This window comes from Aromatoleum bremense (assembly GCF_017894365.1).
Lineage (GTDB): Bacteria > Pseudomonadota > Gammaproteobacteria > Burkholderiales > Rhodocyclaceae > Aromatoleum > Aromatoleum bremense.
Map to the genome: position 1 here is coordinate 1,921,806 of NZ_CP059467.1, position 22,651 is coordinate 1,944,456.

21 protein-coding genes are annotated in these 22,651 nt (G+C 65.4%); 9 read left to right on the forward strand and 12 right to left on the reverse strand.

The window, feature by feature from the left end:
- Positions 1-28: 28 nt before the first annotated feature.
- The 4 genes from pbN1_RS09000 to pbN1_RS09015 all read right to left on the reverse strand — a co-directional run bounded on the left by pbN1_RS09000 (position 29) and on the right by pbN1_RS09015 (position 3,472).
- Positions 29-433: a hypothetical protein gene (locus pbN1_RS09000; RefSeq protein WP_169200848.1), complete on the reverse strand. Its 405-nt coding sequence runs from the start codon at positions 431-433 to the stop codon at positions 29-31.
- 149 nt (positions 434-582) lie between these two features.
- Positions 583-1,140 (reverse strand): elongation factor P, encoded by a 558-nt coding sequence (gene efp / locus pbN1_RS09005; RefSeq protein ID WP_053420616.1) that lies wholly within the window; start codon positions 1,138-1,140, stop codon positions 583-585.
- 47 nt (positions 1,141-1,187) lie between these two features.
- Complete coding sequence (earP, locus tag pbN1_RS09010; RefSeq protein WP_169200847.1) at positions 1,188-2,351, reverse strand: elongation factor P maturation arginine rhamnosyltransferase EarP; 1,164 nt, start codon at positions 2,349-2,351, stop codon at positions 1,188-1,190.
- A 401-nt stretch (positions 2,352-2,752) separates the two neighbouring features.
- On the reverse strand, positions 2,753-3,472 hold the full coding sequence (locus tag pbN1_RS09015; protein ID WP_169200846.1) for a 16S rRNA pseudouridine(516) synthase: 720 nt from the start codon (positions 3,470-3,472) through the stop codon (positions 2,753-2,755).
- Positions 3,473-3,530: 58 nt separating this feature from the next.
- Here pbN1_RS09015 and pbN1_RS09020 point away from each other — a divergent pair, with 58 nt between their 5' ends.
- Positions 3,531-4,001, forward strand: coding sequence for an SRPBCC family protein (locus tag pbN1_RS09020; RefSeq protein WP_169200845.1), 471 nt, complete (start codon positions 3,531-3,533; stop codon positions 3,999-4,001).
- A gap of 75 nt (positions 4,002-4,076) precedes the next feature.
- Positions 4,077-5,012, forward strand: coding sequence for a recombination-associated protein RdgC (locus pbN1_RS09025; RefSeq protein WP_169116881.1), 936 nt, complete (start codon positions 4,077-4,079; stop codon positions 5,010-5,012).
- A gap of 15 nt (positions 5,013-5,027) precedes the next feature.
- Here pbN1_RS09025 and pbN1_RS09030 read toward each other — a convergent pair whose 3' ends face one another.
- From pbN1_RS09030 to pbN1_RS09055, 6 genes are all read right to left on the reverse strand, one after another.
- Positions 5,028-8,393, reverse strand: a complete 3,366-nt coding sequence (locus tag pbN1_RS09030; protein ID WP_169200844.1) for an EAL domain-containing protein — start codon at positions 8,391-8,393, stop codon at positions 5,028-5,030.
- Between the two features lie 5 nt (positions 8,394-8,398).
- Entirely contained in the window at positions 8,399-8,836 is a 438-nt protein-coding gene (locus pbN1_RS09035) for a response regulator (protein WP_169200843.1), read from the reverse strand.
- The gene (locus pbN1_RS09040) at positions 8,833-10,710 is read right to left on the reverse strand and encodes an ATP-binding protein (protein ID WP_169200842.1); all 1,878 of its coding nucleotides are present in this window, start codon (positions 10,708-10,710) and stop codon (positions 8,833-8,835) included. Before pbN1_RS09040 ends, pbN1_RS09035 begins: the two co-directional genes overlap by 4 nt.
- On the reverse strand, positions 10,707-11,687 hold the full coding sequence (locus pbN1_RS09045) for an ABC transporter substrate-binding protein (RefSeq protein ID WP_169200841.1): 981 nt from the start codon (positions 11,685-11,687) through the stop codon (positions 10,707-10,709). Before pbN1_RS09045 ends, pbN1_RS09040 begins: the two co-directional genes overlap by 4 nt.
- Before the next feature lie 188 nt (positions 11,688-11,875).
- Positions 11,876-13,099, reverse strand: a complete 1,224-nt coding sequence (locus tag pbN1_RS09050) for a CaiB/BaiF CoA transferase family protein (protein WP_169200840.1) — start codon at positions 13,097-13,099, stop codon at positions 11,876-11,878.
- Between the two features lie 8 nt (positions 13,100-13,107).
- A complete protein-coding gene (locus pbN1_RS09055; RefSeq protein ID WP_169200839.1) occupies positions 13,108-14,295 on the reverse strand; it encodes an acyl-CoA dehydrogenase in 1,188 nt (395 codons plus the stop codon).
- Between the two features lie 283 nt (positions 14,296-14,578).
- Here pbN1_RS09055 and pbN1_RS09060 point away from each other — a divergent pair, with 283 nt between their 5' ends.
- Complete coding sequence (locus pbN1_RS09060; RefSeq protein WP_169200838.1) at positions 14,579-15,490, forward strand: LysR family transcriptional regulator; 912 nt, start codon at positions 14,579-14,581, stop codon at positions 15,488-15,490.
- A gap of 66 nt (positions 15,491-15,556) precedes the next feature.
- Here pbN1_RS09060 and gabD read toward each other — a convergent pair whose 3' ends face one another.
- Together gabD and pbN1_RS09070 are read right to left on the reverse strand one after the other, a co-directional pair.
- Positions 15,557-17,017: an NADP-dependent succinate-semialdehyde dehydrogenase gene (gene gabD, locus pbN1_RS09065; protein WP_169200837.1), complete on the reverse strand. Its 1,461-nt coding sequence runs from the start codon at positions 17,015-17,017 to the stop codon at positions 15,557-15,559.
- A gap of 89 nt (positions 17,018-17,106) precedes the next feature.
- A complete protein-coding gene (locus pbN1_RS09070) occupies positions 17,107-18,129 on the reverse strand; it encodes an HD-GYP domain-containing protein (RefSeq protein WP_244857220.1) in 1,023 nt (340 codons plus the stop codon).
- Between the two features lie 402 nt (positions 18,130-18,531).
- Here pbN1_RS09070 and pbN1_RS09075 point away from each other — a divergent pair, with 402 nt between their 5' ends.
- Genes pbN1_RS09075 through atpA form a run of 6 tightly spaced genes read left to right on the forward strand, consistent with a single transcriptional unit; the run spans position 18,532 to position 22,636 of the window.
- On the forward strand, positions 18,532-18,873 hold the full coding sequence (locus pbN1_RS09075; RefSeq protein ID WP_169116943.1) for an ATP synthase subunit I: 342 nt from the start codon (positions 18,532-18,534) through the stop codon (positions 18,871-18,873).
- Positions 18,874-18,875: 2 nt separating this feature from the next.
- Entirely contained in the window at positions 18,876-19,706 is an 831-nt protein-coding gene (gene atpB, locus pbN1_RS09080) for a F0F1 ATP synthase subunit A (RefSeq protein WP_169200836.1), read from the forward strand.
- Between the two features lie 60 nt (positions 19,707-19,766).
- Positions 19,767-20,015, forward strand: coding sequence for a F0F1 ATP synthase subunit C (atpE, locus tag pbN1_RS09085; protein WP_169116871.1), 249 nt, complete (start codon positions 19,767-19,769; stop codon positions 20,013-20,015).
- A 58-nt stretch (positions 20,016-20,073) separates the two neighbouring features.
- Positions 20,074-20,547 carry a F0F1 ATP synthase subunit B gene (locus pbN1_RS09090; RefSeq protein WP_053420603.1) on the forward strand — a complete coding sequence of 158 codons (474 nt, stop codon included), beginning with the start codon at positions 20,074-20,076 and terminating at the stop codon, positions 20,545-20,547.
- A gap of 3 nt (positions 20,548-20,550) precedes the next feature.
- Positions 20,551-21,087: a F0F1 ATP synthase subunit delta gene (locus pbN1_RS09095; protein ID WP_169116870.1), complete on the forward strand. Its 537-nt coding sequence runs from the start codon at positions 20,551-20,553 to the stop codon at positions 21,085-21,087.
- 10 nt (positions 21,088-21,097) lie between these two features.
- Complete coding sequence (atpA, locus tag pbN1_RS09100; protein WP_169116869.1) at positions 21,098-22,636, forward strand: F0F1 ATP synthase subunit alpha; 1,539 nt, start codon at positions 21,098-21,100, stop codon at positions 22,634-22,636.
- Positions 22,637-22,651: the final 15 nt, after the last annotated feature.

Sequence of the window (22,651 nt, forward strand, 5' to 3'; positions counted from 1 at the left end):
ATCCGGAGCGTGGGGGCGGCTTCCGCCGCTATTTCCCTTCGTCCGCGACGTCGTCGCGCCGTACCGAACGCACCGCTTCGCGGCCTGCTTCGGTGATGGCGGCAGCGGCATCACGCGTGACATCGAGGATCTTGCGCGTCGCTTCTTCGGTCGCTGCCTTCGCGTCGCGCGCGTCCACGTCCGGTTCGGCCTTGTCGCGATCCGTCAACGCTGCCGGCACCGCCATGGTGGCCGCTTCGTCGCGCTCGCGCGGCGCAGCTTCTTCGACCGGCGCAGCACTTTCGCCCGGCGGCACGGTTGCCCGCGGAATCTGCGCCGCCGGTTCCGGCACCTCCGGCGTCGTGACGGATTCGCCGCTCCCCTGCCCGGAACACGCGGCAATCGCGAAAGCCGCTGCGACACCCGCAAGGACAGAAATTATCCGGAACTTCATCGTTGCGCCTGGCCTGGATGCGTGGGCGTGAAAGTGTAGCGTGCCGGGCGTCCCGCGGGGGAGCCGCACGCTTCGGTTCAGTTCGTCACGATGCGGAGCCGCAAAAAATCGGGCCCCTGACGGGGCCCGGGCATGCGGCAAGGAACAGCTTACTTGACGCGGTTCTTGTACTCGTCGGTACGGGTATCGATTTCGATCTTGTCGCCGATCTCGACGAACGCCGGCACCGGCAATTCAAAGCCGCTGGCGATCTTCGCCGGTTTCATGACCTTGCCGGAAGTATCGCCCTTGACGGCGGGTTCGGTGTAGATCACTTCGCGGACCACCGAATTCGGCAGGTCGACCGAAATCGCCTTGCCGTTGTAGAACACGACTTCACACTGCAGCCCGTCTTCGAGGTACTTCAGCGCGTCGGTCATGTTCTCGGCTTCGACTTCGTACTGCTCGTAGTCGGCGTCCATGAACACGTACATCGGATCGGCGAAGTACGAGTACGTGACTTCCTTCTTGTCGAGCTGGACGACTTCGAACTTGTCGTCGGCCTTGTACACCGACTCCGAAGGCGCGCCGGTCAGGAGGTTCTTGAGTTTCATCTTCACGACCGCGGAGTTGCGGCCGGACTTGTTGTATTCGGCTTTCTGCACCACGAGCGGGTCGGCACCCACCATGATGACGTTGCCGGAGCGAAGTTCCTGTGCGGTTTTCATGCTGTTTCCTGTCGAACGGGTGCGGCCCGTAAATATTTAAAAACCGGTCATTTTACTGCGTTCCGCGAAAATTGCACCAGCGACGAAGCCAGATCCGGCGCGCTCGCGAGCGCATGTGCCCAAGACCGGTTATGGGTGCCGATCGCAGGTAACGCGGCCTCGAACGGGCGCCACGCCGAGGCGATACCGCCCCATCCGTTCCACGCGCGCCAGAACTGCCTGATTGCCGCTGCCGCGGGGCGTTCCATCGTCGCCGTGTAGCGGTCGAGAAAAGCCTCGAGCTTGACCCGGTGGGCGTCCTGCTCCTGCCGGTAAATGTGCCAAACAAACGGTCGGCCGGCCCACTGCGCGCGGACGAACGAGTCTTCGCCGCGGACGAAATTGACGTCGCACGCCCACAGCAGGCGGTCGTAACGCTCCTGGTCGACGAAGGGCAGGATGGCCGCAGTCAGCGCGCCTCTTTGACGGCACGCACCGGCTGCCGCCTCGTGTTCGCCGAAAAAACGCATCACGTCGCCGACGACGGGCCCTTCGGGCACGAGCAGCAGTACCGGCTCGTCGCCGTCCGCCCAGCGCGCGAGCAGCGCTGCCAGGGCGGGTTGCTCGTAGGCGAACAGCGATATCAGGCGCGTCCCCGGTCGCGGCGCCGCGACCCCCAGCGAGCGTAGCAGGGTCTCCTGCGCCGCCGACTGTGCCTGGAAACGGTCGCGTGCGTCGAGCAGGCCGCGTTCGCGCAACAGCCCTCCGGTGCGCGGCGAAAAACCCGGAAAGAAGAAATGCTTTACCAGCGGCAGGCGGGGATGCGGTGACGCCATGCGGTGGTAATCGCCGACCCAGCTTTCGGCCGACAGGTATTCGAGATTGACCCACGGCGGCGGCGACGGGCGCGCGGCCATCGCCGCCAGATAACTTTCCGGCAGCTCGCAGCCGAACGCCTCGATGACCGCGGCCGCCGGCTCGACGGACGGAAAGTCGGGATCCCAGCGACGAATTTCGACGCCCCCGGCGAGGATTCGCCCGCCGACCGTCGAAGTCCCCGGGCACAGCCGCGAGAATGCATCCAGGTCATCGATCCACAGGCGGACCGCGAGCCCATGATCGCCCGCAAGCCCTTTGGCCAGGCGCCAGCAGACACCGATATCCCCGAAGTTATCCACAACCCGACAGAAGATGTCCCAGTCGAAAAGGCGGTTATCAGCGCAAACGTTCATTTTGGTGGACAAGTACAGGGAACAAGCGTGAATGCATTGTGGGAAAAGGCCTTCAACGGCGGAAGTCCAAAATTCGACCACAATCCGCACACAGGTGAACAGCAGGTTTATCTACGGCTTTGTCCCGCGCCGAATCGCAAGGAACTGCTGGAGAAAGCTGACTTATCCACAGAAAAACGGGCACTGTATACTTCTTTATCTTTAATTAATCTTAAAAAACAGAAGAACAAAAACACGAACCTGCGAAATGCGGCAAAGGAAAACCCGCAGCGACTCCGAACCTTGGTGAAACCGCTTCGACCGGCGCTGGACGGCGCCCGGACTCTGCTGTACAAAGCGTCTTCAGCCAGGGGGAAAAAGGTTTGGCAGACAGGTCGCCGGGACTTGCCGATGAGGTTTTTTCAGTCTGCAGTGGTATCGAAATCGGTCAACCGGGCGAAATCGCCGTCGTCCAGCCAGCGCCACTGGCCGGGGGCGAGGTCGTCGGGCAGCATCAGGCCGCCGATGCCGCTGCGGTGCAGCGACTCGACGCGATTGCCGGCGGCAGCGACCATGCGCTTGACTTGGTGGTACTTGCCTTCGGTGATCGTCAGCTTTAGACTCCGCTCCCCCGTTCGTTCGCAAGCCGCCGCTGCGACCGGCTCGGGGTCGTCGTGAAGCTGCACGCCGGCGAGCAGCGCCTGGGTCATCGTCTCGCTGACGGGGTGACGCACGACGACTTCATAGATTTTCGGCACGCGTTTCCTGCCGGCGCTCCAGACGTGGATGAACTGTCCGTCGTCGGACAGCAGCAGCAGGCCGGTGGTGTCCTGGTCCAGCCTGCCGATCGCCTGGACGCCACGGTTCACCAGCGGTTCCGGCAATAGCGCGAACACCGAAGCATGGAACTGCGGCTGGCGCGAGCACTCGTAACCGGAGGGTTTGTGCAGCATCAGGTAGGCCTTGTCGCGAAACCGGCAGGTCTCGCGATCGACCGTGAAGACCAGGTCTTCGGCCGGAAAATCGGCAAAGGGGTTGTCCTGGACCTGGCCGGAAATCGTCACGCGGCCGGCGCGGATCAGGGCGCGGCAAACCTTGCGGCTGCCGAAGCCCTGGGAGTGGAGAATTCGTTCGATATGCATCGGTGGATGCTAACCGAAGCGCGTTAGACTGTTGCCCCCCGCGGTACCGGAGTGGAGTGTGAACTTTGAACATGTGGTGGTGGTGAATGACCCCGCCGACCCCCTGCTCACCGAGCTGAATCGCGAAGAAGTGTGGTTCGGGCTGCTGTGCCGGGCCGAGGATGCGCGGCCGTTCCTGCCCGGCCTCGAGGCGTGCACGATTGTCGAGCGGAGCACGAACGAGCTCGTGCGGGAACTGCGGTTCGGCAGCGCGCTGGTTCGCGACCGGGTCACGCTGATGCCCATGGAATCAATCTGCTTCGAGTCCGAGCGCACTGCGAGCCATCCGGGAGGCAGCCTGACGATCGCGATCGAGGAGCCGGCCGAGGGCGTCCTCGTGCTGCGTTTCCGCTACCTGACGACCTTGCCCGAAGAGGCGGGAAGTCCGGACCGGGCCTACGCCGAATATGTCAAGGCCGCCTATCATCAATCGGACCTCGACACCGTTCGCGTGATCCGCATGATTGCCGAGTCAGGGCGCATCCAGTAATCCTTCGTCATGCGCCGCATCGCTACGATGGCGCCGGCGCGACCGTCAGATCATCGAAAATCCGGAAAAATATTCATGTGGTTCAAGAACCTGCAGGTTTATCGCCTTCCCGTCGGCTGGGACATCAGCGCCGAGACGCTCGAGGACCAGCTCGCCCGCAAGCGTTTCGTGCCGTGCGGCAGCCAGGACCAGGAAACCCGTGGCTGGGTGTCGCCGACCGGTGACGAATTCCTGCTGCACCGCGTCGGCGGGCAGTGGCTGATCGCGCTCGGCCTGGAGCAGAAGCTGCTGCCGTCGTCGGTGGTCAAGCAGGAGGCCGAAGAGCGCGCCGAGGACATCGCCGCGCGCCAGGGCTACAAGCTCGGTCGCAAGCAGATGAAGGACCTGCGCGAACAGGTAATGCAGGAACTGCTGCCGCGGGCCTTCACGCGGCGCCGCAAGGTCTTCGCGTGGATCGACCCTATTGGGGGGTGGCTCGGCATCGATGCGCCGAGCCAGGCCCGCGCGGAGGACGTGCTGGAGGCATTGCGCCAGTCTCTCGATGCACTCCCGCTCGGTTTGCTGCGCACCGAGCGCTCGCCGACCAGCGCGATGGCCGACTGGCTCGCCGGCGGCGAAGCGCCGGCCGGGTTCACGATCGACCAGGATTGCGAGCTGCGCTCGGTCAGCGAGGACAAGGCGGCGGTGCGCTACGTCCGTCACCCGCTCGAAGGTGATGAAGTTCGCGGCCACCTCGCGGCCGGCAAGCTGCCGACCCGCCTCGCGCTGACGTTCGACGATCGCGTCAGCTTCGTGCTGAGCGAGAAGCTCGAGATCAAGCGCGTCGATTTCCTCGACGTCGTCAAGGAAAAGCTCGACGAGCAGGGGGCAGACGACGCGCGCGCGCTGTTCGACGGCGGTTTCGCGCTGATGACTGGAGAATTCGGCCGATTGCTGCCGGCACTCATCGAAGCACTGGGCGGCGAACTGAACGCCGGGGCGACCGGCGTCGAACTGCGACCGGCGGCGTGACCGGCGACGGCGCGGCTAGCGGGCCTGTTGTGCGAGCAGCTGCGCGAAATCCTCGGCCGACAGCGGGCGGCTGAACAGGTAGCCCTGGTACGCGTCGCAGCCCTGCTCGGTGAGGAACGCGAGCTGCGCGTCGGTTTCAACGCCCTCGGCGAGCACCTTGATGTTGAGCTTGCGCGCCAGCGCGATGATCCCGGCGGTGATCTCCATGTCGTTGCGGTCATTGGGGATGTGGCGGATGAAGCCCTGATCGATCTTCAGCATTTCGATCGGGAAGTTCTTCAGGTACGCGAGTGACGAGTAGCCGGTGCCGAAATCGTCGATCGCCAGCCGCATCCCCATCGACTTGAGCAGGCCAAGACGCTGCTCGGCCTGGGCTTCGTGCCCCATGATCATGCTCTCGGTGAGTTCGAACTCGAGACATTCCGGCGGCAGCCCGGTGCGTTCGAGGATCGCCGCGATGCGGTCCGGCAGCTCGGCCTGCCACAGCTGGCGCGCCGACAGATTCACCGCCACCACCAACGGCGCGAGGCCCGCGTCGCGCCATTGACGCGCCTGCCGGCAGGCGGTCTCGAGCACCCATTCGCCCAGCGGCACGATCAGGCCGCTTTCCTCGGCGAAAGGGATGAAGCGGTTCGGCGACACCGCGCCTTCTTCCGCATCGGGCCAGCGCACCAGGGCTTCGCAGCCCACCACGCGGCCGCTGAAGATGTCGATTTGCGGCTGGTAATGGACCACGAACGCCTGCTGCTCGAGCGCGACGCGCAGGCGGCGCTCGAGGTCCACGTGCCGCTGCGCCGCTTGGCTCAGCGCCTCGGTGAAGAAGCGGAAGGTATTGCGTCCCTGCACCTTGGCCTGGTTCAGCGCGGCGTCGGCGTGCTGGATCAGTTCGGCGGCGCTCGTGCCGTCCTGCGGATAGAGGCTGATGCCGACGCTCGCGCCGACATACACGACCTCGCCGTCGGGCAGCGAGAACGGTTCGCGCATCAGGTCGATCAGGTTCTGCGCGACGCTGGCCGATTCGTCGGGTTTCCTGAGGTTGTCGATGATGACGAGGAACTCGTCGCCGCCCCAGCGCGCCAGCGTGTCCTCCGGTCGCAGCCGCGTGCGCAGGCGCCACGAGATTGCGACCAGCAGCTCGTCTCCGCTGGCGTGGCCGAGGCTGTCGTTGATGTTCTTGAAGCGGTCCAGGTCGACGAACAGCACGCCGAGGCCGAGCTGCTGGCGGCCGGCCTGCTCGATCGCGTGTTCGAGGCGCGACTGCACCAGCAGGCGGTTCGGCAGGTCGGTCAGCGGGTCGTAATGCGCGAGGCGCTCGAGCTGGGCTTGGGACTGCTTCAACTGGCTGATGTCGGTCATCACGCCGACGTAGCGGACCGGGCTGTGGTCCTCGCCGTAGACGGTGCTGACGCTCAACCACTGCGGATAAAGCTCGCCGTTCTTGCGCCGGTTCCAGATCTCGCCCTGCCAGTGGCCGGTGCGCGCCACCGCGTTCCACAGCTGGCGGTAGAACCCGTCGTCCTGCAGGCCGGATTTGAGCATGCCGGGAGTTTTCCCGAGCGCTTCCTCTTCGGAGAAGCCGGTGATTTCGCACCACGCCCGATTGACGCTGACGATGCGCTGCGACAGGTCGGTGACCATCACGCCGTCACGCGTGCTCTCGATGACCGCCGCCGTCTGGCGCAACGCTGCCAGGACGCGGAATTTTCGCACCGCGAGCGACGTCAGGGCCGAGAATTCGCCAATCAGTTCGACTATCGCCGGGTCGACGGGGCGCGGCCGGTAGAAATAGACAGCGAAGGCGCCGAGCAGCTTGCCGCCGTCGTCGCGGAACGGGAAGGACCAGCAGGCACGAAAATTCGCCCTGCGTGCGAAGTCGTGATAAGCGTCCCAGTCCGGATCGGCGAACACGTCTTCGGTGAACACCGGTTCGCCGCGGGCCATCGCGGTGCCGCAGGACCCCTGTCCTTCCGCCACGTCGAGGTTTTCCACCGCGTCGACGTAAAAGGCGGGGAGGCTCGGCGCGGCGCCATGGACGAGGCGGGTACCCGATTCGTCGAGGAGCAGGATCGAGACGCGCATTTCCGGTGCCAGGCTTTCGAGCCGCCGCGCGACATCGTCAAGGATCACCGGCAGCGGATCGTCGCTGACCAGCCGGTTCAGCACAGCGCTGCGCGCGGCTTGCAGCAGCTCGGTCTGCTTCTGCGCCGTGATCTCGGTCCAGGTGCCGACCACTTCGACCGCCGCGCCGCTGTCGTCACGCAGGACGCGCGAGTCGTCGCGGATCCAGATCGCCTGCTCCTTGCCGCTGAGCAGGCGGTATTCGTAGCTGCGATGCCCTTCGCGCAGCAGTGCCGTCTGGGTCGCGACCCACGCCGCACGGTCGTCCGGATGCACGTGCGCGAGCCACCAGCCCGGTGAAAGGGCATCCGCGGGGGGGACGCCGAGGATCGACATGATGTTGTCGCTGACCCAGCTTGCCTGCGCCTTGCCGTCGTCGCGGATCTGCAGCGTGTAGAGCACCGTCGGGCTCGCCGACAGCAGGTGCGCGAGATGGGCCGTGGTCGCCCGCAGTTCGGCCCGTTCGTGGATCAGTTCGGCGCGCTCGCGCACTTTTTCCAGCGTCGCCGGCAGCACGTGCAGGTAGCCGGGGTATTTCGCGATGAAATCATCGACGCCCAGTTCCATCGTCCGCGCGACGAGGTCTTCGCCGTCGTGGGCGGAGATCAACACGATCGGCAGGGCGAGGCGGTGCTGGTGCCGCACGATGCGCGCGAGTTCCAGGCCGTCGAAGCTGCAGGCGGCGTGATCGAACAGCAGCACGTCGAAGTCGGACGCCGCGTCGGGACCGGCCGGCAGGCGTGCCAGCACTTCGGGGGCGCTCGCCGCAATGGTCAGGCGGATCTGTGGCGCATAGTGCGCGAGGTGGCGCTGGGTTCGCAGCGCCTCGAGTTCGTCATGTTCGCCATACAGCACGCGCAGCGGGCGGGTGCGCCGCGCAGCCGGATCGCGAAATCGCGCCAGTGCGCCGCGCAGCGTGGTGGGCAGCTGTTCGAGATAGTCGTCGCGCTTGACCTGGTATGCATCCGCGCCGGCTTTCAACGCCGCCATTGCTGCCTCGTGGTTGCCTGCGCCGGTCAGGACGACCACCGCGACCGGCAGATGATTCATGCGCACGTGCGCAAGCAGTTCGAGGCCGCTGCCGTCGGGGAGATGGAGGTCCGACAGCACGACGTCGAACGGCGGCGGTTGCGCGGCGAGGCGGGACAGCCCGCGCTGCAGCGTCGTGACCACTTCCAGCGCGATATCGGGAGCCCGCTGCGCGAGCTTGCGCCGCGCGAGATCCGCATCCGCTTCGGAGTCCTCGATGTAGAGGACGCGCATCGTCTTCACCTCTGGCTGTGGTTCAAGGTGCACCAGTACAGCTTGATCTGCTCGGCCACCGCGATGAATTTGCCGAAATCGATCGGTTTGACGATGTAGGAATTCACGCCGGCATCGTAAGCCGTCCTGACATCCTCGTCTTCGGCCGACGAGGTCAGCATCACCACCGGGATGCGCCGGAAGCGCTCGTGCGTCTTGAGCTTTTGCAGCACTTCGAGGCCGCTGACGCGCGGCAGCTTGTTGTCGAGCAGGATCACCGCCGGCGTCGGGTGGCCGCTTTCCCAGCGCGGCAGGAAGGCGAGCGCCTCTTCGCCGTCGCGTGCAACCTCGATCGCGATCGGGCTGGAGCGGTCGCGGCGCGCGAAGGCGCGCAGCGCGAGATCGAGGTCGACGTTGTTGTCCTCGACGAGGAGGATCGGGCCGGAAACGGCTTCAGTGGTCATAGGGGAAACTCCACGAGGAAGATGGCGCCTTTGCCGGGCTCGCTTTCGGCCCGCACGGTCCCGCCCATGCGTTCGATCGCCTTGCGCACCAGCGCCAGGCCGACGCCGGTACCGGGGTAGTCTTCGGCGCGGTGCAGTCGCTGGAATATGCCGAATATGCGGTCATGGTATTTCATGTCGAAACCGATGCCGTTGTCGCGAACCCGCAGCAGCATCGTGCCTGCTTCCTCGCGGCTGCTGATCCCGATGTGCGGTGGGGCCGCGTTGCGGCTGAACTTCAGCGCGTTGCCGACGAGATTGCGCAGCACCAGCGCGAGCCCGCTGCGGTCGATCGAGAGTTCCGGTCCGCGCACGTCGACGTCGATCTTCGCGCCGAGCGCGGCGATTTCGTGGGCGTAACTGTCGAGGACCTCGTCGACGAGCTGCTGCAGCGACACCGGCTCGGGCTGGGGCGCCTGGCGCTCGATGTGCGCATACGCGAGCAGGTCCTCGATCAGTTCGTGCATCTGCGCGACGCCGCGGCGGATGTTGGCAAGGAACTGCCGCCCCTCGTCGTCGAGCCGGTCGCGGTAGTCTTCGAGCAGGATCTGGCTGTAGCCGTCGATGCCGCGCAGCGGTGCCTTGAGATCGTGCGAGACGGCGTACGAGAACGATTCGAGCTCGCGGTTGGCCGCCTCGAGCTGCGCGGTGCGCTCGACGACGCGCGCTTCGAGCGTCGCGTTGAGGCGTAACAGCGCCTCCTCGGTTTCCTTCAGCGAGGTGACGTCGAGCAGCACGCTGCGGATGTGCGTGACCCTGCCGCCCGCGTCGCGGATCAGCCAGGTGCGGCTGTCGAGCCAGATCCACTGGCCGCTCACATGGCGCACGCGGTGTTCCCCGCGGTAATCGTCCGGACCGTCGGCGAGATGGCGGGCGAGGTTGGCGCTGATGCGCGCGCGATCTTCCGGATGAATCAGGTCGCGGTAGCGGACCGCGCCGGACAGCAGCTCCTCCGGCGTATAACCCCATCGCCTGACGCTGTCGCTGACATAGGTGACGGGCAGGCCGGGTTCCTTGCGCCACTCGATCGCGACGACCGGCGAACGGTTGATCAGGGTGGACAGTTGCTCGAGGTTGGCGTGGCGTGCCTTGAGATCGGCGGCCATGCGGTCGAGTGCCTGGCCGATCTGCCCCAACTCGTCGTGCCCGGTCAGGCCGCTGCGCGCATCGAACCGCCCTTCCCCGATCGCGGCGACCGCCGCGGTGAGCCGGGCGCTGCGGCCGAACCACAGCACATGCAGCAGTATCGCGAGCGCCGCGGCAAACAGCAGGATCAGCGCGGTTTCCCGCCAGAGCTCCTGGTGGCCCGCGGCGGTGCGCAGCGCCAGCGGAATGCCCAGATCGCTGCGCACGATCAGCGTCATGTCGGGACGGATCGCAACCCGGCCCAGCAGCGCGAAATCGCCGGGCGGCTGGACGATCTCGATCCCCTTCCCCTGGCCCGAAGCGATCGCCAGCAGGCCGGCGCGAACCGCCGGAGCCTCGGATGCGATCGCATCGGTGAGGGGGCGGTAGAGCCGCGTGCGAAACAGTGTGCCGACAACCTGGCCGTTGGCATCGATCAGCAACGCATTCGTGATCGCGGACCGAAGCCCCATGCTGGCGACGATACGGCTGACGTGGAAACGGCTTCCCAGTCCGGCCTGGATCTCGAGCCGGTTCTGTTCGAAGTTCAGGATCTCGGTGAGGCGCCGCCGCTGGTCGCTGGCGACCTGGTGGCGGAACTCCTGCATCTGGATCACGTAATTCAGTGCGGACCCGAGCAGCGCAAACCCGGCCAGCAGCAGCGGAGCGAGGATGCGGCCGGGCAAGAGCGTGAGGCCTCCCCAAGTCATGGGCCGCTTTCCGTCCGTTTCATGGCCGCGCGCGCCGCAGTGTCGACGATCAGCGTTCGCCAGTCCGGCGGCCCGTCGATCATCTCGAGATCGACCATCAGTTTTGCGAGTCCGGTGTGACGGGCGGCGAGCGGCGCCGGCTGGCCGGAGAGGAGTTCCGTGCTCTGCTCGAGGGTCACGAACGTCAGCCCGTCGAGCGCCGCGCGGTATTGCGCCGGGGTGAGGCTGGTGCTCGGGGCGAGCAGGTCGGCGAAGGCCTCGGGGGTCGTGTGCAGCGCGGTGACGCCCCGTTGCCAGCCCGCCAGCAGGTCCACGATGTCCTCGAGACGACGTTCCAGTACGTCCGCACGCACGACCAGCACATCGATGATCTCGCCGGGCATCGCGCTGCTGTCAAATATCACCTGGTAGCCATCGCCCTGCAGGCGCGACTTCATCGGTTCGAACGTGACGATCGCATCGACCCAGCCGTCGCGCAGCGCGTCTTCCTGCTGTGAAGCTTCGAGCCGCAGCAGCAGCACGTCGTTCGATCGAAGCGGGCTCGTCTCCATCATCCGTGCGAGCACCAGCCTGCCGGCTGAGCCGTCCTCGATGCCGATGCGCTTGCCCTTGAGCTGCGCCGGCCTGGTGATCGGTGAGCGCGCGACGATTGCGTCGGCGCCGTGCGACATCGCGAGCACGGCGACGATGCGGATCGCCGCGCCCTTGTCCGCGAGCCGCAGCGCCTCGTCGAGCGTCAGGGCCGCCGCATCGAGCAGGCCGTTGTCGAGCGTGCGCAACGCCTGCGAACTCGACGCGAGTTCGACGACCTTGACGCGGCTGCGATCAACGTAGCGGCGCTCGTAGGCGAACACGAAGGGATCGTTGCCGATCCACGGACTGACACCGACGCTCAGCGGCAGCGGGGGCGCCTCGCTGCAGCCGGCAAGAAACATCATCGCGATGCCGAAGGCCGCCGCGACAAAGGCGTTGTACATCCACTCATCCTCGCCTGAAATCGGTTCCGCACCGGCCGGTCCGGCGCCCCTGCTCGAGTTCGATCGCTCAGATCGGGATTCTACAAGCGAAATCCCGGGCCCGATTGGGTGACGCTGCGGCAGCACGACCTGTCAACCGTTGGGCTCGATGGTGAATCGGCGGCGTGACGCGGGGCGTCACGACGTGCTCAAATCACGTTGTCATTCCTCAGGCGGGCGATGCGCTCGGCCGGCAGGGCCAGCAGCGAGGAGAGAATTTCGTCGGTATGTTCGCCGAGGAGAGGCGGCGGGCGGCGGTATTCGACCGGTGTCGCCGACAGGCGCATCGGGCTGGCGACCTGCGGCACGTTGCCGGCGAGCGGATGCGGCAGGTCGACGCGCAGCCCGCGCGAGCGCACCTGCGGGTCGGCGAATACGTCGGCGAGCGTGTTGATCGGTCCGCAGGGCACGCCGAGCGCTTCGAGCCGCGCGATCCAGTCGGCCGTCGTGCGCCGGATCGTCAGCTTGTTGAGCAGCGGAATCAGCACCGCGCGGTGTCCGACGCGGGCCTTGTTGGTGGCGAATCGGGCGTCGGCCGCGAGCGAGGCGTCGCCGGCCGCTTCGCAGAAGCGCGCGAACTGCGCGTCGTTGCCGATGGCGAGGATCATGTAGCCGTCGTCGGTCGGGAAGTCCTGGTACGGCACGATGTTGGGATGGGCGTTGCCGAGCCGGCCAGGTGACACGCCGGTGGTGAGGTAATTCATCGCCTGGTTCGCGAGGCAGGCGATCTGCACGTCGAGCAACGCCAGGTCGATGTGCTGGCCTTCGCCGGTCCTGTCGCGCGCGGCGAGTGCCGCCTGCACCGCGTTGGCCGCGTACAGGCCCGTCAGGATGTCGGTCAGCGCGACGCCGACTTTCATCGGGCCGCCGCCCGGCTCGTCGCCGGGCCGTCCGGTCAGGCTCATCAGGCCGCCGAGGCCCTGGATCAGGAAGTCGTAGCCGGCGCGTGCCGCGTACGGTCCATCCTGGCCGAAACCGGTGATCGAGCAATACACGAGGCGCGGATTGACGGTTTTCAGCGACGCGTAGTCGAGGCCGTGGCGCGCGAGCCCGCCGTGCTTGAAGTTCTCCAGCACGACGTCGCACTTGCCGGCCAGATCGCGCAGCAATTGCCGGCCGTCCGGCTTCGTCATGTCTACCGTGATCGAACGCTTGTTGCGGTTCGCGCAGAGGAAATACGCGGCAACGTCGGTGTCGTTGCCGTGCGTGTCCTTGAGGAACGGCGGACCCCAGTGGCGGGTGTCGTCGCCCTCGCCCGGACGCTCGACCTTGATGACGTCGGCGCCGAGGTCGGCGAGGATCTGGCCGGCCCACGGGCCGGCCAGAATCCTCGACAGGTCGAGCACCCGGATATGCGACAGGGCGCCCGACATGGGGTGGATCAGTTCGAGAACGCCGCGATGTCGGTGATCGCGCGGCCGAGGATCAGCGCATGCACGTCGTGCGTGCCCTCGTAGGTATTGACGACTTCGAGGTTCACGAGGTGACGCGCGACGCAGAACTCGTCGGAGATGCCGTTGCCGCCGAGCATGTCGCGGGCCATGCGGGCGATGTCGAGCGACTTGCCGCAGGAATTGCGCTTCATGATCGACGTGATCTCGACCGCGGCGGTGCCTTCGTCCTTCATGCGGCCCAGGCGCAGGCAGCCCTGCAGCCCGAGCGTGATCTCGGTCAGCATGTCGGCGAGCTTCTTCTGGATCAGCTGGTTCGCGGCGAGCGGGCGGCCGAACTGCTTGCGGTCGAGCGTGTACTGGCGCGCGGTCTCGTAGCACGCTTCGGCGGCGCCGAGCGCACCCCAGGCGATGCCGAAGCGCGCCGAGTTCAGGCACGTGAACGGGCCCTTGAGGCCGCGCACCGTCGGGAAGGCGTTCTCTTCCGGCACGAACACTTCGTCCATGACGATTTCGCCGGTGATCGACGCGCGCAGGCCGACCTTGCCGTGGATCGCCGGAGCGGACAGGCCTTTCCAGCCTTTTTCGAGGACGAAGCCGCGGATCTGGCCTTCGTCGTCCTTGGCCCAGACGACGAACACGTCGGCGATCGGGCTGTTCGTGATCCACATCTTCGCGCCGGACAGGCTGTAGCCGCCATCGACCTTCTTCGCGCGGGTCGCCATGCTGCCGGGATCGGAGCCGTGGTTCGGCTCGGTCAGGCCGAAGCAGCCGACCCATTCGCCGGTCGCGAGCTTCGGCAGGTACTTCTTCTTCTGCGCTTCGGTGCCGAATTCGTTGATCGGCACCATCACCAGCGACGACTGCACGCTCATCATCGAGCGATAGCCGGAATCGACGCGCTCGACTTCACGCGCGATCAGGCCGTAGCACACGTAGTTCATGCCGGAGCCGCCGTACTCCTCGGGGATCGTCGCGCCGAGCAGGCCCAGTTCGCCCATCTCGTTGAAGATCGCGCGGTCGGTCTTTTCATGGCGGAAAGCTTCCTGCACGCGCGGCAGCAGGCGTTCCTGGCTGTACGCCCGCGCGGTGTCGCGCACCAGGCGCTCGGTTTCGGTCAGCTGCTCGTCGAGGTGCAGGGGATCTGCCCAGTTGAAGGTCACGCGGTTCGTTGCCATTTAAAAAGTCTCCTCAATGCTGCGGATGTTCGAATATGCGCCGGCGCGATGCGAAGGTGCGCCACGCTTTGCCTGTGCCTGCACTGTAGCGAATCGACGACGTTCGGGACAACCGAAAATTCCGTCACACGTTGTGCAGAAAAATCACTCCGTGAATTGTCGAGAACGCCGACGCGGGTAAGATGCAACCATGAAACCGTGCGCTTCCGGGCGTTCCCGCGTCACCCGGCGCCCGCTCGTAAGCGTCTGGCTTGCACATCGTGCATTTTCAGGAGGTTCGCGAATGCGACGCAGGATCCCCAGTACCGCGGCGCTGCTGGCTTTCGAGCTCGCGGCGCGGCATGAAAGCTTCACGCGCGCGGCCGAGGAGCTGTCGCTGACGCAGAGCGCGATCTGCCGCCAGATCGCCGGGCTCGAGGAATTTCTCGGCCTGCGCCTGTTCCGGCGCACGAAGCGCGGCGTGACGCTGACCGAGGCCGGGCTGTCGTACAGCCGGCAGATCACGGCGCGGCTCGATGCGGTCGAGCGCGACACGCTGTCGGTGATGGCGCACCACGGCCGCGGCGCGACGATCGAGCTCGCGGTCGTGCCGACGTTCGCGACGCGCTGGCTGCTGCCGCGGCTCGGCGGCTTCCTCGCCAGCCATCCGGGCGTCACGGTGAATCTGACGAACCGCAGCCGCCCGTTCCTGTTCGCCGAGACCGAGCTCGACGCGGCGCTGTATTTCGGCGACGCCGGCTGGCCCGGCACCGAGGGACATTTCCTGATGCGCGAAAACCCGGTGCCTGTCTGCAGCCCGCGCCTGCTCGCCGGCAAGACCAGCCTCGCGCCGGACGAGATCGCCGCGCTGCCGCTGCTGCAGCAGACGACGCGGCCGTACGCGTGGCGGCTGTGGTTCGAGTCGCTCGGCCTGCGCGTCGCGCACGATCTGACCGGCGCGCGCCACGAACTCTTCACAATGCTCGCGCAGGCCGCGATGTACGACATGGGGGTCGCGCTGATCCCGCCGTTCCTGATCCAGGAAGAACTCGACAGCGGCCGCCTCGTGATCCCGTTCCGCCACGGCTACGTCAGCGACAAGGCGTACTACCTGATCATTCCCGAGCGCAAGGCCGAAACGACTGCGCTCGCGGCGTTCCGCGACTGGCTGCTGGAGGCGGCGGCCGAATACTGTGCCGAGGCGGGGCTGGAATGAGCCGCGACCGCGACCGCGGCAGCCGAAGTGCGCAGCGCCGCCCCGCTGCCGGGATCGCGACGAAGCCTACTCCACGCCGCCCATGCACAGATACTTGATCTCGAGGTAGTCCTCGATGCCGTATTTCGAACCTTCGCGACCGAGGCCCGATGACTTCATGCCGCCGAACGGCGCGACTTCAGTCGAGATGATGCCGGTGTTGATGCCGACGATGCCGTATTCGAGCGCGCCGGACACGCGCCACACGCGGTTCATTCCTGCGGAATAGAAATAGGCGGCCAGGCCGAACTCGGTGTCGTTCGCCATGCGGATCGCCTCGGCCTCGTCCTTGAAGCGGAACAGCGGTGCCACCGGGCCGAACGTCTCTTCGCGCGCGACCTTCATCTGCGGCGTGACGTCGGCGAGGATCGTCGGCTCGAAGAAGCTGCGGCCGAGCGCGTGGCGCCTGCCGCCGGTGACGACGCGCGCGCCCTTCGACACGGCGTCGGCGATGTGCTCTTCGACTTTCTCGACCGCCTGCATGTCGATCAGCGGTCCCTGCGTGACGCCTTCATCGACGCCGTTGCCGACTTTCAGCTTCGCGACCGCGGCGGCGAGCTTTTCGGCAAATGCGTCATACACGCTGTCCTGCACCAGCAGCCGGTTCGCGCAGACGCAGGTCTGGCCGGTGTTGCGGTATTTCGACGCCAGTGCGCCATCGACGGCGGCATCGAGGTCGGCGTCGTCGAAGACGATGAACGGCGCGTTGCCACCGAGCTCGAGCGACAGTTTCTTGATCGTCGGGGCGCATTGCGCGGCGAGCTTGATCCCGACTTCGGTCGACCCGGTGAACGTGAGCTTGCGCACGACCGGGTTGGCGGTGAGTTCGCCGCCGATCTCGGCTGCGGAGCCGGTCAGCACGCTGAACACGCCCGCGGGCACGCCGGCGCGTTCGGCGAGGACGGCGAGCGCGAGCGCCGAATAGGGCGTCTGCGTCGCCGGCTTCAGTACCATCGTGCAGCCCGCGGCGAGCGCCGGCCCGGCCTTGCGCGTGATCATCGCGAGCGGGAAGTTCCACGGCGTGATCGCCGCGCAGACGCCGACCGGCTCCTTCGTCACGACGATGCGCTTGTCGGGCTGGTGGCCGGGGATCACATCGCCGTAGATGCGCTTGCCCTCTTCGGCGAACCACTCGACGAAGGACGCCGCGTACAGGACTTCGCCGCGCGCCTCGCTAAGCGGTTTGCCCTGCTCGGAGGTCATCAACAGCGCGAGATCTTCCTGGTGTTCGACGATCAGGTCGAACCACTTGCGCAGCACGCGCGCCCGCGCGCCGGCGGTCAGCGCACGCCACGCGGGCCACGCCCGACTGGCGGCGTCGATCGCACGGCGCGTCTCCGCGGCGCCCATCTTCGGGATCGTGCCGAGTTGCTCGCCGGTGGCCGGGTTGTGGATCGCGATCGTCGCGCTGCTGTCGGCATCGGCCCACGTGCCGCCGACGAGGCAGCGGCTGCGGAAGAGGTCGGGGTCATTTAACGCGAGGGTCATGGAAAGGCTCCTTGGTCGGGTTTGCACGCAATGCAAGGTGTATCGGGTTGCCGCCGGTCTTGCCGTTCGCGGCGCGACGGGCTACCGGCTCAAGGGCGATTCCACAGATTGCGGATGATGACGATCGAGCCGCGGTAGTTTGAAAAAGGAACCATCCCCTCGATGTGGAAATCGGCCGTCGAGGTGTCGCGGGGAATCGTGGCCAGCATCGGCATGCCATCCGGTTTGACGAAGGCGTGGACGAGCGGGCAGGCGCTGTTTGCCGTCCGCTTCTTGACGACCGCGACCTCGCCGTTCGCGAGCCGCACGATCGCCCCTGGCGGGAAAACGCCGATCTCCTTGATCATCATCTGGATCAGCCGGTTGTCGGTCTGCTTGCCCTGGTCGAGCATCAGCTTGCGCATCGCCTTGCCGGACACCATCGCCCTGCGGTACGGACGGTCGCGCACCATCGCACTATAGATGTCGGCAATTGCCAGCACGCGCGCCGGCAGCCTGATCGCGTCGTCGAAATGGCCATCGGGATAGCCGCTGCCGTCCAGACGCTCGTGGTGGTGGCGGACCGAGTCGAGCCATGCGGTGTCGGTCACGCCGAGACTCGTCAGAATCCATTCGCTATCGACGGGATGGCGTGCGATGCGCCGGCGCTGCAGTGACGTCAGCGGCGTCAGCTGGCGGTCGAGCGTGTCCTGGATGTCGATCAGGCCAACGTCATGGGTCAGGCCGGCCTTGACGAGCGACAGCCGCGACGCCCCGCCGACACCCATTTTCCTGCCGATCAGCTCGCACAGGATCGCTGCCTGCAGGTGATGGACCACCGCATACGACGTCTCGTAGTCCAGGTGCAGGTTCGCGAGCGCGGCGTCGGAGTCGTGCGTGCAGGCCTGCTGGATCGTCAGCGCAATGGTTTCGATGCGCGGAACGAATCCGGTGTCGAGACTGCCCGCCTTGTAGAGGTCGAACGTCCGCTTCAGGCTGATCTTCAGCAAGTCGAGCATCTCGAACGACTTGTGTTCATCGCTCGACGTGGTCGTGGAGGCTGCCGGAATGGGCCGCCCCTCGCGTTCGTGCTCGACGACGCGCCGGAGCGCGTCTTCAGGCTGCTCGCTCACGGTGCCTGGCGCCGCAGCGCATCGTCTTGGGGTTCATCGCATGGCTCACGGGACAGGGGATTCTTCGCATCGGACTGTAACCCTCCGCACTTCGCAACGTCCGCGAGGTGTTGCGGCGCCGAGTAGCGTAGCATTTTCGTCCCCCGCCCGGCAGCAGATGAAGATGTCTTCAGCCTGTTCCGCGCCTGAGGCCCGGTCGCCGCAGGGATGCTGACGACTTTGCCGGGCCACGCTGCGCGCAATTTTTCGCGACCGGATTCGATATCTTGTATAAGATGCATGACCTGACGCCGCACAGGTCGCGAGATGCAATATCGGTTTGACTTCGTTGCGGTTAACCCCTAGTATTGCCGGAATTTTTGAAGCGGTCTGCGCATGCTGCGCATCGCCTCGGCGGATCCCATGTTCAAGATGGTTTTCCTGCAGCTTGGCGCGACGATCGCAGCTACGGCCATCGCGGCCGTTTTTTTCGGCCTGCGCGGCGGAATTTCCGCAGCCCTCGGGGGACTTTCCTGCGTTTTGCCGAATGCGGTTTTCGCGCTCCGGCTGCACCTGGCCTCGAAGCGGCAGGGCGGAGCGAATGTGATCGTTTTCTTTATCGGCGAGTTCCTCAAGATCGCGTCGATCGTGGGATTGTTGGTGCTGGTCGGGCAGTTTTATGAAGACGTCCATTGGGGCGGCATCTTCATCGGCCTGATCCTGGCACTGAAGGCGAATTTATTTGCATTTTTGGTGAAGACCTGACCATGGCTACCGAAGCACCGACCTCCGGCGAATACATCGTCCACCACCTGACCCATATGAACTCCACCGGCCACGCCCAGAAGGCAGTGATCGACTGGAGCGTATGGAACCTCGACACCCTGTTCTTCTCGATCGCGCTCGGCGTCATCACGCTGTTCTTCCTGATCCGCGCCGCCCGCAAGGCGACTCCCGGGGTTCCGGGGCGGTTCCAGGCGGCCGTCGAGATCCTCGTCGAAATGGTTGCCGACCAGGCAAAGGGCATCATCCACAGCGCCGAATCGCGCAAGTTCGTCGCACCGGTCGCGCTGACGGTGTTCCTGTGGATCTTCCTCATGAACTCGATGGACTTCCTGCCGGTCGATCTGCTGCCGCGCCTGTGGGCGATGATCTCCGGCAACGAGCATGCCTATCTGCGCGTCGTGCCGACCGCCGACCTGAACGGCACGCTCGGCATGTCGATCGGCGTGCTGCTGATCTGCCTGTACTACAACATCAAGATCAAGGGAGTCTCGGGCTGGGTGCATGAGCTCTTCACCGCCCCGTTCGGCAGCCACCCGCTGTTGTGGCCGGTCAACTTCCTGATGCAGATCATCGAGTTCCTCGCCAAGACCGTCTCCCACGGCATGCGGCTGTTCGGCAACATGTATGCGGGCGAGCTGATCTTCATGCTGATCGCGCTGCTCGGCGGTACCGCGACGGTGTTCGGTTTCCTCGGCCACATCGTCGCCGGCTCGATCTGGGCGGTCTTCCACATCCTGATCGTCGCGCTGCAGGCCTTCATCTTCATGATGCTGACGCTGGTCTATATCGGCCAGGCTCACGAGAGCCACTAACGGTTTATTTGCAATCCCTGGTTTTTTCAACTTCATCAATCTTTTACTCAAGGAGTCGTCATGGAAAACGTTCTGGGTTTTGTTGCTCTGGCTGCTGGTCTCATCATCGGTATGGGCGCCATCGGTGCTTGTATCGGTATCGGCATCATGGGCTCCAAGTACCTCGAAGCTTCCGCCCGTCAGCCCGAGCTGATGAACGCGCTGCAAACCAAGATGTTCCTGCTGGCTGGTCTGATCGACGCGGCGTTCCTGATCGGTGTCGGTATCGCCATGATGTTCGCCTTCGCCAACCCGTTCCAGCTCGTCTGATCGGTTCGCTTATTTCGCCTCTTTCGGCCTCTCCGACCACAACCGAGGGACAAGAACAGTGAATTTGAACGCAACCCTGATAGCTCAGCTCGTTGTGTTCTTCATTTTGGCGTGGGTCACGATGAAGTTCGTGTGGCCCCCCATCGTGAAGGCGCTCGACGAGCGCGCGAAGAAGATCGCAGACGGGCTGGCAGCTGCGGACAAGGCCAAGGCCGACCTCTCGCTCGCCGAGAAGAAAGTTGTCGATGAACTGCGCAAGGCTCGCGAATCCGCGGGCGACGTGCGTACCTCCGCCGAAAAGCAGGCGGCGAAATTCCTCGACGACGCCCGTGCCGAAGCTGCCCGTATCATCGCCCAGGCCCGCGAAGCTGCCGAAGCCGAAGCCGGCACGGCCGCCCAGCGCGCCAAGGAAGCGCTGCGTGACCAGGTCGCCCATCTGGCTGTCGCCGGCGCCGAGAAGATCCTGCGTCGCGAAATCAACGCGCAGGTGCATGCCGACCTGCTCGCCAACCTGAAAACGGAACTGCAATAAGCCATGGCCGAGAACGTCACCATCGCGCGCCCCTATGCGGATGCCGCCTTCGAGCTGGCTCGCGGGGCAGGTGCGCTGGGGCCTTGGTCGGAAGCACTCGATCGTCTCGCCGCCGCTGCCGCGGATGCGTCGATGAAAGCCTGCATCAGTAATCCCAAGCTGTCCGCGGACCAGCTGTATCAGCTGTTCATCGACGTTGCGGGACAAGGCTTCACTCCCGAGCTGCAGAATTTCGTTCGTGTCCTCGTCGACAACGAGCGTCTGCAGGTGCTTCCGGAGATCCGTGACCTGTTCGTTGAACTCAAGAACGAACACGAAGGCGTCCAGGAGGCGGAAATCGCCTCCGCGTTCCCGCTCGACGATGCCACGCTGGCGAACCTGAAAGCCGATCTTGAGATGCGTTTCAAGACCAGGCTGAACATCAAGGTCAGCCTCGACCCCGAACTCATCGGCGGGGTCCGCATCGCGATCGGCGACGAAGTGATCGACGCCTCGGTCCGCGGCAAGCTCGCGAACATGGCCGCTGCGCTAAAGAACTAGGAGCATATACATGCAACTCAACCCCTCTGAAATCAGTGACCTGATTAAGAGCCGGATCCAGAACCTGCAGCTCGCAGCCACGTCGCGCAACGAAGGCACCGTGGTGTCGGTTACCGACGGCATCACGCGCGTTCACGGTCTCGCCGACGTCATGCAGGGCGAAATGCTGGAGTTCCCCGGCAATACCTTCGGCCTCGCGCTGAACCTCGAGCGCGACTCGGTCGGTGCGGTGGTCCTGGGTGAATACGAACACATCACCGAAGGCGACCCGGTCAAGGCCACCGGCCGCATTCTTGAAGTGCCGGTCGGCCCCGAACTGATCGGCCGCGTCGTCAACGCGCTCGGCCAGCCGATCGACGGCAAGGGCCCGATCAACGCCAAGTTGACCGACAAGATCGAAAAAGTCGCGCCGGGCGTGATCTGGCGCCAATCGGTGTCGCAGCCGGTGCAGACCGGCCTGAAGTCGGTCGATGCGATGGTGCCGATCGGACGTGGCCAGCGCGAGCTGATCATCGGCGACCGCCAGACCGGCAAGACCGCCGTCGCGGTCGATGCGATCATCAACCAGAAAGGCCAGGACATGTTCTGCGTCTACGTCGCGATCGGCCAGAAGGCTTCGACGATCGCGAACGTGGTGCGCAAGCTCGAAGAGCACGGCGCGATGGAATACACCATCGTCGTCGCCGCGACGGCTTCCGAATCGGCCGCGATGCAGTTCATCGCCCCGTACTCGGGCTGCACGATGGGCGAATACTTCCGCGACCGCGGCCAGGACGCGCTGATCATTTATGACGATCTGACCAAGCAGGCGTGGGCCTACCGCCAGATCTCGCTGCTGCTGCGCCGCCCGCCGGGTCGCGAAGCCTACCCCGGCGACGTGTTCTACCTGCACTCGCGTCTGCTCGAGCGTGCGTCGCGCGTGTCCGCCGATCACGTCGAGAAGTTCACGAACGGCGAAGTCAAGGGCAAGACCGGTTCGCTGACGGCGCTGCCGATCATCGAAACCCAGGCCGGCGACGTGTCCGCGTTCGTTCCGACGAACGTGATCTCGATCACCGACGGCCAGATCTTCCTCGACACCGACCTCTTCAACGCCGGTATCCGTCCCGCGATCAACGCCGGTATCTCGGTGTCGCGCGTCGGCGGCGCCGCGCAGACCAAGGTCGTCAAGAAGCTCTCCGGCGGTATCCGTACCGACCTCGCGCAGTATCGCGAACTCGCCGCGTTCGCGCAGTTCGCGTCCGACCTCGACGACGCGACGCGCAAGCAGCTCGAGCGCGGCCGCCGCGTCACCGAACTGATGAAGCAGCCGCAGTACGCGCCGCTGTCGGTCGCCGACATGGCGATCACGCTGTACGCGGTGAATAACGGCTACTTCGACGACGTCGAAGTGCCGCGCCTGCTGGCGTTCGAATCCGGGCTGCAGCAGTACGTCAAGGCCAAGAATCCGGCTCTCGTGACCAAGATCATGACCTCCAAGGAGCTCGACGCCGACGGCGAGAAGCAACTGGTCGCGGTGATCGACGAGTTCAAGAAGAGCTGGGCCTAAGGCCGCGGACGGAGA

Excerpts from the sequence above, each read along its gene's own strand:
- pbN1_RS09000 (WP_169200848.1), bottom strand. The coding sequence starts at position 433 with ATGAAGTTCCGGATAATTTCTGTCCTTGCGGGTGTCGCAGCGGCTTTC.
- efp (WP_053420616.1), bottom strand. The coding sequence starts at position 1,140 with ATGAAAACCGCACAGGAACTTCGCTCCGGCAACGTCATCATGGTGGGT.
- earP (WP_169200847.1), bottom strand. The coding sequence starts at position 2,351 with ATGAACGTTTGCGCTGATAACCGCCTTTTCGACTGGGACATCTTCTGT.
- pbN1_RS09015 (WP_169200846.1), bottom strand. The coding sequence starts at position 3,472 with ATGCATATCGAACGAATTCTCCACTCCCAGGGCTTCGGCAGCCGCAAG.
- pbN1_RS09025 (WP_169116881.1), top strand. The coding sequence starts at position 4,077 with ATGTGGTTCAAGAACCTGCAGGTTTATCGCCTTCCCGTCGGCTGGGAC.
- pbN1_RS09030 (WP_169200844.1), bottom strand. The coding sequence starts at position 8,393 with ATGCGCGTCCTCTACATCGAGGACTCCGAAGCGGATGCGGATCTCGCG.
- pbN1_RS09035 (WP_169200843.1), bottom strand. The coding sequence starts at position 8,836 with ATGACCACTGAAGCCGTTTCCGGCCCGATCCTCCTCGTCGAGGACAAC.
- pbN1_RS09040 (WP_169200842.1), bottom strand. The coding sequence starts at position 10,710 with ATGACTTGGGGAGGCCTCACGCTCTTGCCCGGCCGCATCCTCGCTCCG.
- pbN1_RS09045 (WP_169200841.1), bottom strand. The coding sequence starts at position 11,687 with ATGTACAACGCCTTTGTCGCGGCGGCCTTCGGCATCGCGATGATGTTT.
- pbN1_RS09050 (WP_169200840.1), bottom strand. The coding sequence starts at position 13,099 with ATGTCGGGCGCCCTGTCGCATATCCGGGTGCTCGACCTGTCGAGGATT.
- pbN1_RS09055 (WP_169200839.1), bottom strand. The coding sequence starts at position 14,295 with ATGGCAACGAACCGCGTGACCTTCAACTGGGCAGATCCCCTGCACCTC.
- pbN1_RS09060 (WP_169200838.1), top strand. The coding sequence starts at position 14,579 with ATGCGACGCAGGATCCCCAGTACCGCGGCGCTGCTGGCTTTCGAGCTC.
- gabD (WP_169200837.1), bottom strand. The coding sequence starts at position 17,017 with ATGACCCTCGCGTTAAATGACCCCGACCTCTTCCGCAGCCGCTGCCTC.
- pbN1_RS09075 (WP_169116943.1), top strand. The coding sequence starts at position 18,532 with ATGTTCAAGATGGTTTTCCTGCAGCTTGGCGCGACGATCGCAGCTACG.
- atpB (WP_169200836.1), top strand. The coding sequence starts at position 18,876 with ATGGCTACCGAAGCACCGACCTCCGGCGAATACATCGTCCACCACCTG.
- atpE (WP_169116871.1), top strand. The coding sequence starts at position 19,767 with ATGGAAAACGTTCTGGGTTTTGTTGCTCTGGCTGCTGGTCTCATCATC.
- pbN1_RS09095 (WP_169116870.1), top strand. The coding sequence starts at position 20,551 with ATGGCCGAGAACGTCACCATCGCGCGCCCCTATGCGGATGCCGCCTTC.
- atpA (WP_169116869.1), top strand. The coding sequence starts at position 21,098 with ATGCAACTCAACCCCTCTGAAATCAGTGACCTGATTAAGAGCCGGATC.